This window comes from Ralstonia edaphi (genome assembly GCF_958350185.1).
In the GTDB taxonomy this organism is placed as follows: domain Bacteria; phylum Pseudomonadota; class Gammaproteobacteria; order Burkholderiales; family Burkholderiaceae; genus Ralstonia; species Ralstonia edaphi.
Window position 1 is genome coordinate 444,886 of the sequence record NZ_CATWHI010000002.1, and the last position, 15,097, is coordinate 459,982.

Here is a 15,097-nt window from a genome sequence, read left to right on the forward strand (position 1 = left end):
CCCTTACACCGTAGCCGCCAGCGCGGACGATTCAACCTTCTCAACGCTTACCGCACCGAACATGGCACCCAGCTGCGCCGACGCCTCGGTCGCGGCGGGCACACGGATCACGCCGGAAGCCAGCGACTTGTCCAGCACAGCCGGCAGCACCACACTGGTCTGCCCTTGCGTCACGCGCACGGCATCACCATTGACCAAGCCCAACTGTGCATAGAGATCTGCCGGCACGCCAGCGCGCACTGCGGCGCGTGCTGCAGCCGTCAGTTGCAGGGAGCCCGCACGACGCACGATCGGGTCGGCGTGGTAGATCGGCACATCGGCCAGACGTTCGATGCCTGCCGCAGCGGCAGCAGGCGCGGCGGTCTGTGCGGTCGTCGCGTTCGACAAACGCTCGCTGACCGGCTTGGCCAGCACTTCGTCGCGCACGACTTCTGAGCTGTCGTATTCAAAGCCCGAGACGTTCAGCAGGTTGCCCAGCACGCGCAGAACCTTCCAGGCGGGACGCGAATCGCCCAGGCCGCGCACAACGCCGTTGAAGCTTTGTGGCAGGCCTTCGCAGTTGATGAACGTGCCCGAGGTTTCCGTGAACGGAGCCGTCGGCAGCAGCACATCTGCGTACTCGAGTGCAGCGCGGGAAGCAAACGGAGCGAGCACGATCACGGTGTCAGCCTGGTCCAGTGCGGCACGTGCCTGCACGGGGTTCGCAGTATCGAATTCCGGCTCAGCGCCCAGCAGCACGTAAGCGCGACGCGGTTGCGCCAGCATGGCGGCGGCGTCCAGACCATTGCCTTGCGGCAACGCACCGGCAATGTAGCCGCCCACGGTGTTGGCCGCTTCCGTCAGGAAACCCAGCGTCGCGCCGGTCTGCTGCGCCACCCACTGGGCCAGCGCATGCAGTTGCGAGAACTGCGGATGCGCCACAGCAGCGTTACCGAGGAACACAGCCTTACGCTCTCCCGACGCAAGGCTCGCAGCGATGCGCTTGGCAACGTCACCGGCTTCGATGCTATCGGTGCCACCTGGGCGGGCAACGTTGTTGGCAGCCGCCACCGCCACGGCAACTTGCGACAGCAGCGACAGCCATTGCGACGGCGCGCCCAGCAACTGCGTAGCAGGCATCAGCAAATCTTCGCCACCTGCGCCAATCACGCTCAGTTGCGCACCCTTCTTGCCTGCCTGACGCAGACGCGCGGCCAGCAGCGGGTGATCCTTGCGCAGGAAAGAGCCTACGATCAGCGTACGCTGCAGCAGCGACACGTCGGCGATCGGCATGCCGAGCCACGGAGCGCCCGTCGGCTTGACCGAGAAATCGGACTGACGCAGACGGAAATCGACGTTGTTGCTGCCAATGCCGCGCACCAGCTTTTGCAACAGGAAGAGTTCTTCCAGCGTGCTGTGCGGGCTTGCCAGTGCACCGATCTGCTCGGCACCGTGATCACGCTTGATCTCATTGAGGCCGTTGGCCACGTATTCCAGCGCGGTGGTCCAGTCGACCGCCTTCCACTGACCGCCTTGCTTGAGCATCGGCTGGGTCAGGCGGTCGTCGCTGTTCACGCCTTCATAGGCGAAACGGTCCTTATCGGACAGCCAGCATTCGTTGATGGCTTCGTTGTCCAGCGGCAGAACGCGCATCACGCGCTGATTCTTCGTCTGGACGATCACGTTGGCGCCCAGGCCGTCGTGCGGCGACACCGACTTGCGGCGTGCCAGTTCCCACGTACGGGCCGAATAGCGGAACGGCTTGCTGGTCAGCGCGCCAACGGGGCACAGATCGATCATGTTGCCCGACAACTCGGAGTCAACAGTCTGACCGACGAACGTCGTGATTTCGGAATGCTCGCCCCGGTTGAGCATGCCCAGCTCCATCACGCCGGCAATTTCCTGACCGAAGCGAACGCAACGCGTGCAGTGAATGCAGCGCGTCATCTCTTCCATGGAGATCAGCGGGCCCACATTCTTGTGGAACACCACACGCTTTTCTTCCTGGTAGCGCGATTCAGACTTGCCGTAGCCCACGGCCAAGTCCTGCAGCTGGCACTCGCCGCCCTGATCACAGATCGGGCAATCCAGCGGGTGGTTGATCAGCAGAAACTCCATCACGGACTTCTGCGCCTTCACCGCCTTCTCGGAATTCGTGAAGACCTTCATGCCCGCGGTGACGGGCGTGGCGCAGGCCGGCAGCGCCTTGGGCGCCTTCTCGACCTCGACCAGGCACATCCGGCAGTTGGCCGCGACAGACAGTTTGCGGTGATAGCAGAAGTGAGGAATGTAGGTGCCCGTCTGGCGAGCCGCCTCCATCACCAGGCTGCCTTCAGCAACCTCGACCTTCTTGCCATCGATTTCGATTTCAACCATGTTCTGCCACGCTTAAATGTAGGTGGGCACCATGCACTGCTTGTGTTCGACGTGATACGCGAACTCGTCCCAGTAGTGCTTGAGCATGCCGCGGACCGGCATCGCGGCGGCATCGCCGAGCGCGCAAATGGTCCGGCCCATGATGTTTTCAGCCACGTTGTTCAGCAGGTCCAGATCTTCCTGGCGGCCCTTGCCGTGCTCGATGCGATCGACGACGCGGTACAGCCAGCCGGTGCCCTCACGGCACGGCGTGCACTGGCCGCACGACTCTTCGTAATAGAAATACGACAGACGCAGCAGCGACTTCACCATGCAGCGCGTTTCGTCCATCACGATGACGGCGCCCGAGCCGAGCATCGAACCCGCCTTGGCGATCGAGTCGTAGTCCATGTCGGAGGCCATCATCAGATCAGCCGGCACCACCGGCGCCGACGATCCACCCGGGATCACAGCCTTGAGCTTCTTGCCACCGCGCATGCCGCCGGCGAGCTCCAGCAGCTTGGAGAACGGCGTACCGAGCGGAATCTCGTAGTTGCCCGGACGCTCCACGTCGCCGGACACAGAGAAGATCTTCGAGCCGCCGTTGTTCGGCTTGCCCATCTTCAAGTAGTTATCCGGACCGATGGCCAGCAGGAACGGCACCGCGGCAAAGGTTTCGGTGTTATTGATGGTGGTCGGCTTGCCGTACAGGCCAAAGCTCGCCGGGAACGGCGGCTTGAAACGCGGCTGGCCCTTCTTGCCTTCCAGCGACTCGAGCAGTGCGGTTTCTTCACCGCAGATGTACGCGCCATAGCCATGGTGCGCATGCAGCTGAAAGTTGAAGCCGGAGCCCAGGATGTTGTCACCGAGGAAGCCCGCAGCGCGCGCCTCTTCCAGTGCCTGTTCGAAGATCTTGTATTCGTTCCAGATCTCGCCGTGGATGTAGTTGTACCCCACGGTGATGCCCATCGCGTAGCCGCCGATGGCCATACCTTCGATCAGCGCGTGCGGGTTGTAACGGATGATGTCGCGATCCTTGAACGTGCCCGGCTCGCCTTCATCCGTGTTGCAGACCAGGTATTTCTGGCCCGGGAACTGGCGCGGCATGAAGCTCCACTTCAGGCCGGTGGGGAAGCCTGCACCGCCACGGCCGCGGAGGCCCGAGGCTTTCACGTCGGCAATGACTTGCTCGGGGGTGATCTTCTCGGTAAGGATGCGCTTGAGCTGTTGATAGCCGCCACGCTTGACGTAATCTTCGAGGTGCCAGTTGTCGCCGTTCAGACCGGCGAGAATCAACGGCTGGATATGTCGATCGTGCAGGGAGGTCATTTACTTGCCTGCTCCGGTGGTCGGCGCCTTCGACTGGAGGTCGGCGATCAGCGCGTCGAGCTTCTCGTTGCTCATGAAGCTGCACATGTGGGTGTTGTTGACGATCATGACCGGTGCATCACCGCACGCGCCCATGCACTCGCCTTCCTTCAGCGTGAAGTTGCCGTCGGCCGTGGTCTCGTTGAAACCGATGCCCAGCTTCTTCTTCAGGTAGTCGGCAGCACGTTCGCCGCCGGACAGCGCGCACGGCAAGTTCGTGCACACCGACAGCTTGAATCGGCCGACCGGCTTGGTGTCGTACATGTTGTAGAACGTCGCCACTTCCTCGACCCACACCGGCGGCATTTCGAGGTACTCGGCCACGAACTGCATGACTTCGGGCGAGACCCAGCCTTTCTCGCTCTGCGCGACCGCCAGCGCCGCCATCACGGCGGACTGCTTCTGGTCGGCGGGATATTTCGCGACCGCGCGGTCGATTTCCTTGAGAGCTTCTGCTGATAGCATGTTCGTTGCGATTGGTGCGGGACGCGGGGCGTATTACCTGACTGCTTACCCCGGCGTGCGTCCTCGTTTCACAGCCGCGCTTGCCTGCGCGTCAAACCGTTGTTTCCTGCGGGTTCAGCGATCGATCTCGCCAAACACGATGTCTTGCGTACCGATGATCGTCACCGCATCGGCAATCATGTGACCCTTCGCCATTTCGTCGAGCGCGGCCAGATGAACGAAGCCCGGAGCGCGGATCTTCAGACGGTACGGCTTGTTGGCGCCGTCGGAGATGGCATAGATGCCGAATTCGCCCTTCGGGTGCTCAACGGCGGCATACGCCTCGCCTTCTGGCACATGCATACCTTCGGTGAAGAGCTTGAAGTGGTGAATCAGCTCTTCCATGTTGGTCTTCATGTCCACGCGCGACGGCGGCGCCACCTTGTGGTTATCGGTGATCACCGGGCCTGGATTTTTGCGCAGCCATTCGATGCACTGACGAATGATGCGATTGCTCTGGCGCATTTCTTCCACGCGCACCAGATAACGGTCGTAGCAATCGCCGTTCACGCCAACCGGGATGTCGAAATCGATGCGGTCGTACACTTCGTAGGGCTGCTTCTTGCGCACATCCCATTCGATGCCCGAACCGCGCAGCATCGCGCCGGAGAAGCCCTTGTTCAGTGCGCGCTCCGGGCTCACCACGCCGATGCCAACCAGGCGCTGCTTCCAAATCCGGTTGTCCGTCAGCAGCGTTTCGTATTCGTCAACGTACGTCGGGAAGCGGTTGGTGAAGTCTTCGATGAAGTCCAGCAGCGAACCCGAACGCGCTTCATTCAGCGCAGCCAGTGCCTTCTCGTTGCGCACCTTGGATGCCTTGTATTGCGGCATCGTGTCGGGCAGGTCGCGATACACGCCGCCCGGACGGTAGTAGGCTGCGTGCATGCGCGCACCCGACACCGCCTCGTACATATCGAACAGATCTTCGCGCTCACGGAAGGCGTACAGGAACACCGCCATGGCACCCACGTCCAACGCGTGCGAACCGATCCACATCAGGTGGTTCATGATCCGCGTGATCTCGTCGAACATGACGCGGATGTACTGAGCACGCAGCGGCACCTCGAGACCCAGCAGCCGCTCGATTGCCATCACGTAGGCGTGCTCGTTGACCATCATCGACACGTAGTCGAGACGGTCCATGTACGGCACGCTTTGAATCCAGGTCTTCTGTTCGGCGAGCTTTTCCGTCGCGCGATGCAGCAGACCGATGTGCGGGTCGGCACGTTGAATGACTTCGCCGTCCAGCTCCAGCACAAGGCGCAGCACGCCGTGTGCGGCCGGGTGTTGCGGACCGAAGTTCAGGGTGTAGTTCTTGATATCTGCCATGATCGGGCGCCCTTCAGTGCTTCAGACCACCGTATTGATCCTCGCGGATCACACGCGGCGTAATCTCGCGCGGCTCGATGGTTACCGGCTGGTAGACCACGCGGCGCTGCACCGGGTCATAGCGCATTTCAACGTAACCCGACACGGGGAAGTCCTTGCGGAACGGATGGCCAATGAAGCCGTAGTCGGTCAGGATGCGGCGCAGATCCGGATGGCCTTCGAAAACGAGTCCGTACAAGTCGAAGGCTTCCCGCTCGTACCAATCGGCGGAATTCCAGATCGTGGTCACTGACGACACCACGGGCAGGTCGTCGTCCGGCGCGAACACGCGCACGCGAACGCGCCAGTTGTGCGTGATCGAGAGCAGATGCGACACAGCGGCAAAACGCGGGCCGTTCCAGGCGCCGTCGCCGTAGTCGGCATAATCGACGCCACACAGGTCGATCAGTTGCTCGAATTTGAGCGAGGCATCGTCGCGCAGCGTGTGCATGACGTCGTAGTAATCGGCAGCCTTCACTACGAGAGTGAGTTCACCGATCGACTCGGTCAGCCTTTGAACGCGATTACCCAGCGCTTTTTCCAGCGCGGCCTTCAAGGTAGCAAGCTTGTCGGTCATGTCAGGCCTTGCGCGCGATGGTGTTGGTGCGACGGATCTTGGCCTGCAACTGGATGATGCCGTAGATCAGCGCTTCCGCCGTCGGCGGGCAGCCCGGGACGTACACGTCGACCGGCACGATGCGATCACAGCCGCGAACGACAGAATACGAGTAGTGGTAGTAGCCGCCGCCGTTCGCGCACGAACCCATCGAGATGACCCAGCGAGGCTCGGCCATCTGGTCGTACACCTTACGCAGCGCCGGCGCCATCTTGTTGCACAGCGTGCCGGCCACGATCATCACGTCGGACTGACGCGGCGACGGACGGAACACCACGCCGAAACGGTCCAGGTCGTAACGGGATGCGCCTGCGTGCATCATTTCCACCGCGCAGCACGCCAGGCCGAACGTCATCGGCCACAGGGACCCAGTACGGGTCCAGTTGATCAGCTTGTCAGCGGTTGTCGTGACAAAGCCTTCGTTGAGTACGCCTTCGATCGCCATTTCACATCACTCCCAATCGAGCGCGCCTTTTTTCCAGATGTAGACGAAGCCCACGAGAAACTCGAGAAGAAACACGCCCATCGCGAAGAACCCCGGCCAGCCGATCTCGCGCAGCGCCACGCCCCAAGGGAAAAGGAACGCGGTCTCCAGATCGAACAGGATGAACAGGATGGCGATGAGGTAATAGCGCACGTCGAACTTCATGCGCGCGTCTTCGAATGCTTCGAAGCCGCACTCGTACGGCGAGAGCTTGTCAGGATCGGGATTGTTCGGACCGAGGACTCGGCCGATGGTCATCAGAGCAAGGCCAAGGCCCACGCCGACAACGATGAACAACAGTACGGGGAAATAGGCTTCGAGGTTCAAGGGACGCCCGCCTTTTTGAATGGTTGCAACAGCACTGCCCGCAGGCGGCGCCTTGTCGCCCCATCGAAGGCGCCGGGTCCGCAGCCTTACGACGCCTCGACAGCGCGTCGTCTTGCGGAGGGGCCTGCGCGGAACATCCCGTTGAACAGACCCCGAGTTTGATTGGTGCCGACGGCGAGACTCGAACTCGCACAGCTTTCGCCACTACCCCCTCAAGATAGCGTGTCTACCAATTTCACCACGTCGGCTGGGGGAAGAAACTCTATCAGGAAGCCGGTTGAGACTTAACGCCCTTGCCGTTTCCCGTATTGTTCCAAGCCTTGCATTCTACCGCAAAGCAACGCTTTTGTTCAATGCACAAACAAAAATCTTATGTATCGCGACACGCCGGAAAACCTCAACGGCGCGCCGCCATCGTTACATCAAATTACTTCGGAACAGCGGGCGCGGAAGCCGCACCCGACGCAGCGGCAGGAGCCGAAGCCGCAGGGGCTGACGCCGTGGACGTAACAGGCGCCACCGAACCCATCACACCTGCCGACACGCTGCCCTTGCTGGTGCCGATCAACGTCAACGCCAGCGTGGCAATGAAGAAGACCGTAGCCAGGACGGCCGTCGTACGCGACAGGAAGTTGGCCGACCCCGTCGCGCCAAACAAGCTGCCTGAGGCGCCGGATCCAAACGCCGCCCCAACATCCGCGCCCTTGCCATGTTGCAGCAGCACCAGGCCGATCACGCCGAGCGCGCTCAGAATTTGCGCAACCAGCAGCAGAGTTTTCAGAATCGCCATTTCGTTTCTCTCAATAATATGTTGCAGTCGCACATGGAAGACATGGCGACCCGATCCGTCGTTTATGCGCGACCGATCGCCAGAAAATCTTCTGCCTTCAGCGATGCGCCGCCGATCAGGCCGCCATCGATGTCCGCCATTGCAAACAACTCGCCAGCATTGTCCGGCTTGACGCTGCCGCCATACAGAATCGCCATGCGCTGCGCCACGCCAGCGTCGCGGGCAGCAACACGTGCGCGCAGGAACGCGTGCACAGCCTGCGCCTGCTCGCTCGTTGCGGTCTTGCCCGTGCCGATGGCCCAAACCGGCTCGTACGCCACGACGATACGGCCGAGCTGTTCGACCGACAGCGCTTCCAGCACCGCGTCCAGCTGGCTGGCGACCACCTGCTCCGTCTCGCCAGCCTCGCGCTGCGCGAGCGTTTCGCCCACACAGACGATCGGAGTGATGCCGTGTTCGAGCGCACGCAGCGCCTTGGTCGCCACTTGCGCGTCGGTTTCGCCGTGGTACGAGCGACGCTCGGAGTGACCGACGATCACGTAGCCGCAGCCAAATTCCGACAGCATCGATGCGGCGACTTCGCCTGTGAAGGCACCCCGCGTTTCAGCCGATACGTCCTGCGCCCCCCAGCCCACTGCGGAACCGGCGAGCAAGGACTGGCACTGAGCCAGGTACGGAAACGGCGCACACACAGCCAGTGTGGCGTTGGTTTTGCCTGCCGCCTTGATTTGGTCAAGCAGCGCAGCGTTCGCGCTCAGGCTGCCATGCAGCTTCCAGTTGCCCACCACCAGCTTCGGTCTTGCGTTCACGTTTTGCCCGGTCGACTGTCAAATAAACCCGGCATTCTACCGTGGCGGTAAAAACAGGGTCAATTTCGGCATCCTGGATGTCAATCCCAAACCAACATGATCTTGCCGATATGGGCACTCGATTCCATCAAGGCATGCGCCTGCGCCGCCTGCGCGGCCGGCATGACCTCGTGCACGACCGGCTTGATGCGCCCTGACGACAGCAACGGCCAGACCGTTTCATACAGATTGGCGGCGATGGCCGCCTTGAATGCCACGGGGCGCGGCCGCAGCGTCGAGCCCGTCAGCGTGATGCGCCGCCGCAGGATGTCGCCAAGCGGCACCTCGGCCTTGGCGCCGCCCAGCAACGCAATCAATACGATGCGACCGTCGTCGGCGGTGCAGGCGATTTCGCGCGCGACATAGCTGCCGCCGACCATGTCGAGCACCACGTCGACGCCGCGCCCAGTCTCGGCCTTGACGATTTCGGCGAAATCTTCGGTCTTGTAATTGATGGCGCGCGTGGCGCCGAGTTCGACGCAGGCGTCACACTTGTCGGCGCTACCGGCGGTGGCAAACACCCGGTGACCCAATGCGGAGGCGATCTGAATCGCCGTCGTGCCGATGCCGCTGGAGCCGCCCTGCACGAGCAGCGTTTCATCGGCGCCGTGCGCACCCCGCCCCAGCAAGCCGCGGTCGAATACGTTTGACCACACGGTGAAGTAGTTCTCGGGCAATGCAGCGGCCTCGACATCGGACAAGCCGGCCGGCACCGGGAGCACTTGGCCCAGCGGCGCCGTGCAGAACTCTGCATAGCCGCCGCCTTGCACCAGCGCGCAGACGCGATCGCCCACCTTCAAGCCGTAGCGATTGTCGGCGTGCGCCAGATCACCACCGACGATCTCTCCTGCAACTTCGAGCCCCGGAATATCCGAAGCACCGGGCGGCACCGGATAGTTGCCCGTGCGCTGGAACACATCCGGCCGGTTCACGCCCGCCGCACGAACGCGGATCAGCACGTCGCCGGCCTTGGCTTCCGGCATCGGGCGCTCACCAAGCTGCAACACTTCGGGACCACCGTATTGCGTGATTTCAATCGCTTTCATGGGAATCGGATCAATGAGGTAGAGACGCTGTGCTTGAGTTACGAGACGCTGCGCTTGGGCTCGACAAAGTGCTGCGGAATGCCACGCGTGGTCTCGCGCATGATTTCTTGTTTGCCGTGGACGATGCCGTCGGCAATCTTGCCGATATGCAATTTGAGCCACATCTCCGTCGGCGAGCCAGCGCGATAGTCGGCCGGGCCGAGCATGTCGACGCGATCATCCGCACGCAAATTGTCGGCCTGTTCGAATGAGCGAGGGCTCTCGGGGTTGTAGACCGCATACGTCCGGCCGCCGCCCTTGCGGGCCACCGAAAACGCCGGAATATCGCTCGGCCCGTCAGCCACGTAAATCATGTTGGCGAAGGGCACGCGGCGCTCGTCCTCGGCGATCGACGAGTTCACGCTCACCGCTTCCGGGTGCTTGTTGACGCCCTTGTTGATCTCGAACAGCGCCCGCGTCTTGGTGGTGTTGTCGATGGCGTAGATGACTTCCGAGATGACCGGCCTGCCATTTGCGTTCGAATCGGGCGCCTCCAGGAATTCGCAGCCCCATACCCCGTCGATGTATGGGGCGATGGGCGAACCCTTGATCATCTCCGTCAGGCCGGTGCTGACAATGTAGTGCTCGAGCTTGATGTCGAACGCCTGGTAGGCCGCGTTGTCGCGCACCCACGCCTTGCTGCGCTCGAAGAACTCGGTCACGCCGGGAAAGAATTCGAGTTCAGCGCCCAGCTCGCGCAGCGTGGCGTTGTCGAGGCCCCCCATGCGTCCGTCGCGCACATGGCGCAGCAGCACGTTGAGGTAGAACGTCTCCTGGTTGACCTTCTGGCCGCGCGATTCGATTTCGCGCGCGCCCGCGGCCACTTCGTCCCAGAAACCCTGCTCGGCGATATTGAAACGGTCGAACAACGGCACTTGCATGTAGCGCGGAATCAGCGTCTTGTCGAAATCCCAGACGATGGCGATGCGGTTTTGCTCGAACAGGCGGCTCATGATGGGGCGCGAAGAGACAACGGGAGGGAACTCGCGACGCAGTGTAAACAAAAAAACGGCTGGACATCGTCCAGCCGTTTTTCTTGGCGAAAACCGCTCGCTTACTGCTGTTGTTGCTGCTGTTGTTGCGAGGCAGCGTCGCCAGCACCCGGGGCTTGCGGTGCAGCGGCAGGCACGTCGCCTTCTTCAGCCTTGGCAGCCTTGATCGACAGACGCATGCGACCCTTCTCGTCAGTGCTCAGCAGTTTCACGCGCACGGCCTGGCCTTCCTTCACATAGTCGGAAACCTGGTTCACGCGCTCGTTGGCGATTTCCGAGATGTGCAGCAGACCGTCCTTGCCCGGCAGGATGTTCACGATCGCGCCGAAGTCCAGCAGCTTCAGAACCGTGCCGTTGTAGATCTTGCCCACTTCGGCTTCGGCCGTGATGCCTTCGATGCGGCGCTTGGCTTCTGCCATGCCTTCCGACGAAGTCGACGCGATGGTGATCGTGCCGTCTTCCTGGATGTCGATCGTGCAGCCGGTTTCCTTCGTCAGCGCCTGGATGGTCGAACCGCCCTTGCCGATCACGTCGCGGATCTTCTCCGGATTGATCTTGACGGTGATCATGCGCGGAGCGTGCTCCGACAGCTCGGTGCGAGCGCCGCCCATGGCAGCCTGCATCTTGCCCAGGATGTGCAGACGGCCTTCCTTGGCTTGCGCCAGCGCCACCTGCATGATTTCCTTGGTGATGCCCTGCACCTTGATGTCCATCTGCAGTGCGGTGATACCAGCGTCGGTACCCGCGACCTTGAAGTCCATGTCGCCCAGGTGATCTTCGTCACCCAGGATGTCGGTCAGCACGGCGAACTTGTTGTCTTCCAGGATCAGGCCCATGGCCACGCCGGCCACGTGCGCCTTGAGGGGCACGCCAGCATCCATCAGTGCCAGCGAACCGCCGCACACCGAAGCCATCGACGACGAGCCGTTCGACTCGGTGATTTCCGACACCAGACGGATCGTGTAAGCGAATTCGTCGTCCTTCGGCAGCACCGGGATCAGCGCGCGCTTGGCCAGACGACCGTGGCCGACTTCGCGGCGCTTCGGGCTGCCCACGCGACCGGTTTCGCCCGTGGCGAACGGCGGCATGTTGTAGTGGAGCATGAAGCGATCACGGTATTCGCCTTGCAGCGCGTCGATGATCTGCTCGTCGCTCTTGGTGCCGAGCGTGGCCACCACCAGCGCTTGCGTTTCACCGCGCGTGAACAGGGCCGAGCCGTGCGCACGCGGCAGCACCGACGAACGGATCTCGATCGGGCGCACCGTGCGGGTGTCGCGGCCGTCGATACGCGGTTCGCCGTTCAGGATCTGACCGCGCACGATCTTCGATTCGAGTTCGAACAGGATGTTGTCGACTTCCACGCCGTCGGCTTCCACACCGGCTTCGGCCAGCTTGGCCGCAACCGACTTGTAGACTTCCTTCAGCTTCTGGCTGCGAGCCGACTTCTGGCGCAGTTGGTAAGCGGCTTGCAGATCGGCCAGGCCCAGTTCGGACACCTTGGCGACCAGCGCTTCGTTCTTCGGAGCGGCTTGCCAATCCCACTCGGGCTTACCGCCGTCGCGCACCAGCTCGTGGATCGCGTTGATGGCGATCTGCATCTGCTCGTGGCCGTACACCACGGCGCCCAGCATGACCTCTTCCGACAGCTGCTGCGCTTCCGATTCGACCATCAGCACGGCACGCTCGGTACCGGCCACAACCAGGTCCAACTCCGAATGCGCGAGTTGGGCACGATTCGGGTTCAGCAGGTATTGGCCATCCTTGTAACCCACGCGGGCAGCGCCCACTGGGCCGTTGAACGGCAGGCCCGACACAGCCAGCGCAGCCGAAGCCGCCACCAGCGCCGGAATGTCAGCCGGCACTTCCGGGTTCATCGACAGCACGTGGATCACGACTTGGACTTCGTTGTAGAAGCCTTCGGGGAACAGCGGACGCAGCGGACGATCGATCAGACGCGAGGTCAGCGTTTCGTTTTCCGACGGACGGCCTTCGCGCTTGAAGAAGCCACCCGGGATCTTGCCGGCGGCGTAGGTCTTCTCGAGGTAATCGACGGTCAGCGGGAAGAAGTCCTGGCCCGGCTTCGGGTTCTTGGCGCCCACCACGGTGGCGAGCACGACGGTGTCGTCCATGTCGAGCAGCACAGCGCCGCTCGCCTGACGGGCGATCTCACCCGTCTCCATGCGGACCTTATGGCCGCCCCATTGGAATTCTTTGACGACCTTATTGAACATGGTCATAGCATCTCCTGTTCGGTATTCGCGGCGCGCTTCATTGCGCCTCACCGCGACAAACACGTTCCGTAGGACGGTGCGGTTGCAGAGGTGTGTTTTATGCCATTCCAGCGCAGCGCTGGCATCAATGCTGCGCTGGAATGACACAAGGCCCTGCTTCCTGCCGCCCCCGGTCCCATGGCAGCCGCTTCATCTTGAACTGGCTGGCCGCCATCACTTACCGGTTGCCCGGTGCGGCCACAAACGCGGCCGCCAAAAACAAAATGCCTGCATCAGCACGCTGACGCAGGCACTTTTCATCACGCGCAGTGCGTGATACCCACCATTACTTACGCAGACCCAGCTTCGCAACCAGGGCGGTGTAACGGTCAGCGTCCTTGCTCTTGAGGTAGTCCAGCAGACGGCGACGACGGCTCACCATGCGGAGCAGGCCGCGACGGCTGTGGTGATCCTTCATGTGCGCCTTGAAGTGCGGCTGCAGTTCGTTGATGCGAGCGGTCAGCAGTGCAACTTGCACTTCCGGGCTGCCCGTGTCGTTGGCGCTGCGGCCGTTATCTTTGACGATGTCTTGCTTGTTGATGTCAGCGACGGACATTTTTGATTCCTTTGACTTGCGGACACTGCAGCGCCTGAATAGCCGCCGTTGGTGCCGTGTTGAAAAATGATCTTGCCGCACAGCCCGAGACAGGTCTGGACAGCAAGACCGCGATTATAGCGTAGAACCCGACTCTGACGACAGATCTGTGTCGTCCGACTCAGTGGCGAACCATTTTGCAGCCGGCCGACAAAGTCGTTTGCGATTCTGGAATCACTTTCAGCGTGCGAAAGCCGAAGCCGGAGCCCTCGATATCGAAGGCCGCACCGGGCGTGCCTGCCCGCTCCATCTGCGTGACGACAAGGGGCTGAATGGCCTGGTGATCCTGGGCCCGCAGCGTGATGCGGTGGAAACCAGTGTCGAGCGATGCGCCTTCCAGCGCACGCGCCACGGCCGCAGCTTCGGTGGTCCCGGCCCGCTCGATGGCAGCGGCGAGCATGTCGACCATCATCTGGTCGCGCAGCAGCGGGTAATCGTCGGCGGGGGCCGGATAACGCGCGCGGAATGCCTTGTAGAACGCATCGGACTTGGCGCCACCCAGATTTGGGTGCCACTCCGCCACCGCCACCACGCGGCCAACGCCCGCCTCCCCCATCGCCCCGGGCGCGCCCAGCGAATTGCCGTAGAACGTAAAGAAGCGCGCCTTGAGCCCCGCATCCCGAGCCGCCTTGACGAGCAGTGTCAGATCGTTACCCCAGTTTCCGGTGATGACCGTATCCGCACCCGACGCGGCAATGCGCGCCACGTACGGTGCAAAATCCTTGACCTTGCCGATGGGGTGCAGCACCTCGCCAACGATCGCGATGTCTGGCCGCTTTTCGCTCAACTGCTGGCGCGCCAATTGCGCCACCTGGCGGCCGAATGTGTAGTCCTGCCCGATCAGGTAGACCCTCTTGATCGCCTTGTCGGCGCGGATCACCTCGGTCAGCGCCTGCATGCGCATGTCTGCGGATGCGTCGAAGCGAAAATGCCAGAAGCTGCATGCCTCGTTGGTCAATGCAGGATCGACGGCGGCGTAGTTCAGGAAGAGCACTCGCGCGTCCGGATGGCGGTCGTTGTAACGCGAAATCGACGCCGACAACGCCGCCGCTGCCGCCGAGCTGTTGCCTTGGAGGACGAAGCGGATGCCCGCATCCGTAGCCGCCTGCAACTGCAGCAACGACTCATCGACGGTGTTCTTGCTATCGAAACGCACGAGTGCAAGCGGATGACGCCCATCGGGCAGCTTCACACCGCCGCGCGCATTCACGCCTTCAATCGCCATGCGCAGATTGCGATCCACCGCCTCGCCCGCGTTGGCAAACGGGCCTGAAAGTCCTTCGATCAGCGCCAGCCGGATCGGCGCGGCTTCGGGCTGGGCACCTGCTGACCCACACAACCCCACGGCCGCCAGCGCGGCCACAAACCAACGAAACATCATGGCAAATCTCCGTGAAGCGCGGATGGTAAAGCGCCGCTGCATGTCGGCACAAGCCAGCGCAACTCACACGCCCGCCTACACTGAAGGCATCCGGAGGACCGACTGTGAACATCCGATCGACATGGCAGTGCGCGG

General features: G+C 62.3%; 14 protein-coding genes and 1 tRNA gene. All 15 read right to left on the reverse strand.

Annotation, left to right across the window (positions count from 1 at the left end):
* Nucleotides 1-3: 3 nt before the first annotated feature.
* Complete coding sequence (gene nuoG / locus R2669_RS07250; protein WP_316899422.1) at nt 4-2,355, reverse strand: NADH-quinone oxidoreductase subunit NuoG; 2,352 nt, start codon at nt 2,353-2,355, stop codon at nt 4-6.
* 12 nt (nt 2,356-2,367) lie between these two features.
* Nucleotides 2,368-3,663, reverse strand: coding sequence for an NADH-quinone oxidoreductase subunit NuoF (gene nuoF / locus R2669_RS07255; protein ID WP_065858872.1), 1,296 nt, complete (start codon nt 3,661-3,663; stop codon nt 2,368-2,370).
* The gene (gene nuoE, locus R2669_RS07260) at nt 3,664-4,167 is read right to left on the reverse strand and encodes an NADH-quinone oxidoreductase subunit NuoE (protein ID WP_045206189.1); all 504 of its coding nucleotides are present in this window, start codon (nt 4,165-4,167) and stop codon (nt 3,664-3,666) included.
* A gap of 114 nt (nt 4,168-4,281) precedes the next feature.
* Nucleotides 4,282-5,535 carry an NADH-quinone oxidoreductase subunit D gene (locus tag R2669_RS07265; protein WP_316899424.1) on the reverse strand — a complete coding sequence of 418 codons (1,254 nt, stop codon included), beginning with the start codon at nt 5,533-5,535 and terminating at the stop codon, nt 4,282-4,284.
* A gap of 13 nt (nt 5,536-5,548) precedes the next feature.
* Nucleotides 5,549-6,151, reverse strand: coding sequence for an NADH-quinone oxidoreductase subunit C (locus R2669_RS07270; RefSeq protein WP_316899426.1), 603 nt, complete (start codon nt 6,149-6,151; stop codon nt 5,549-5,551).
* A gap of 1 nt (nt 6,152) precedes the next feature.
* Nucleotides 6,153-6,635 carry a NuoB/complex I 20 kDa subunit family protein gene (locus R2669_RS07275; RefSeq protein ID WP_004630808.1) on the reverse strand — a complete coding sequence of 161 codons (483 nt, stop codon included), beginning with the start codon at nt 6,633-6,635 and terminating at the stop codon, nt 6,153-6,155.
* Between the two features lie 6 nt (nt 6,636-6,641).
* Nucleotides 6,642-7,001: an NADH-quinone oxidoreductase subunit A gene (locus R2669_RS07280; protein ID WP_004630810.1), complete on the reverse strand. Its 360-nt coding sequence runs from the start codon at nt 6,999-7,001 to the stop codon at nt 6,642-6,644.
* Between the two features lie 163 nt (nt 7,002-7,164).
* A tRNA-Leu gene (locus R2669_RS07285) sits at nt 7,165-7,249 on the reverse strand.
* Between the two features lie 179 nt (nt 7,250-7,428).
* Nucleotides 7,429-7,791 (reverse strand): preprotein translocase subunit SecG, encoded by a 363-nt coding sequence (gene secG, locus R2669_RS07290; RefSeq protein ID WP_147217688.1) that lies wholly within the window; start codon nt 7,789-7,791, stop codon nt 7,429-7,431.
* A gap of 62 nt (nt 7,792-7,853) precedes the next feature.
* Complete coding sequence (tpiA, locus tag R2669_RS07295; RefSeq protein WP_316873294.1) at nt 7,854-8,600, reverse strand: triose-phosphate isomerase; 747 nt, start codon at nt 8,598-8,600, stop codon at nt 7,854-7,856.
* Between the two features lie 80 nt (nt 8,601-8,680).
* Complete coding sequence (locus tag R2669_RS07300; RefSeq protein ID WP_316899428.1) at nt 8,681-9,685, reverse strand: NAD(P)H-quinone oxidoreductase; 1,005 nt, start codon at nt 9,683-9,685, stop codon at nt 8,681-8,683.
* 38 nt (nt 9,686-9,723) lie between these two features.
* Complete coding sequence (locus R2669_RS07305; protein ID WP_316899429.1) at nt 9,724-10,677, reverse strand: HAD family hydrolase; 954 nt, start codon at nt 10,675-10,677, stop codon at nt 9,724-9,726.
* A 101-nt stretch (nt 10,678-10,778) separates the two neighbouring features.
* The gene (gene pnp, locus R2669_RS07310) at nt 10,779-12,953 is read right to left on the reverse strand and encodes a polyribonucleotide nucleotidyltransferase (RefSeq protein ID WP_147217680.1); all 2,175 of its coding nucleotides are present in this window, start codon (nt 12,951-12,953) and stop codon (nt 10,779-10,781) included.
* Nucleotides 12,954-13,272: 319 nt separating this feature from the next.
* Nucleotides 13,273-13,542, reverse strand: a complete 270-nt coding sequence (gene rpsO / locus R2669_RS07315) for a 30S ribosomal protein S15 (protein ID WP_004630822.1) — start codon at nt 13,540-13,542, stop codon at nt 13,273-13,275.
* A gap of 160 nt (nt 13,543-13,702) precedes the next feature.
* The gene (locus R2669_RS07320; RefSeq protein ID WP_316890102.1) at nt 13,703-14,959 is read right to left on the reverse strand and encodes a branched-chain amino acid ABC transporter substrate-binding protein; all 1,257 of its coding nucleotides are present in this window, start codon (nt 14,957-14,959) and stop codon (nt 13,703-13,705) included.
* Nucleotides 14,960-15,097: the final 138 nt, after the last annotated feature.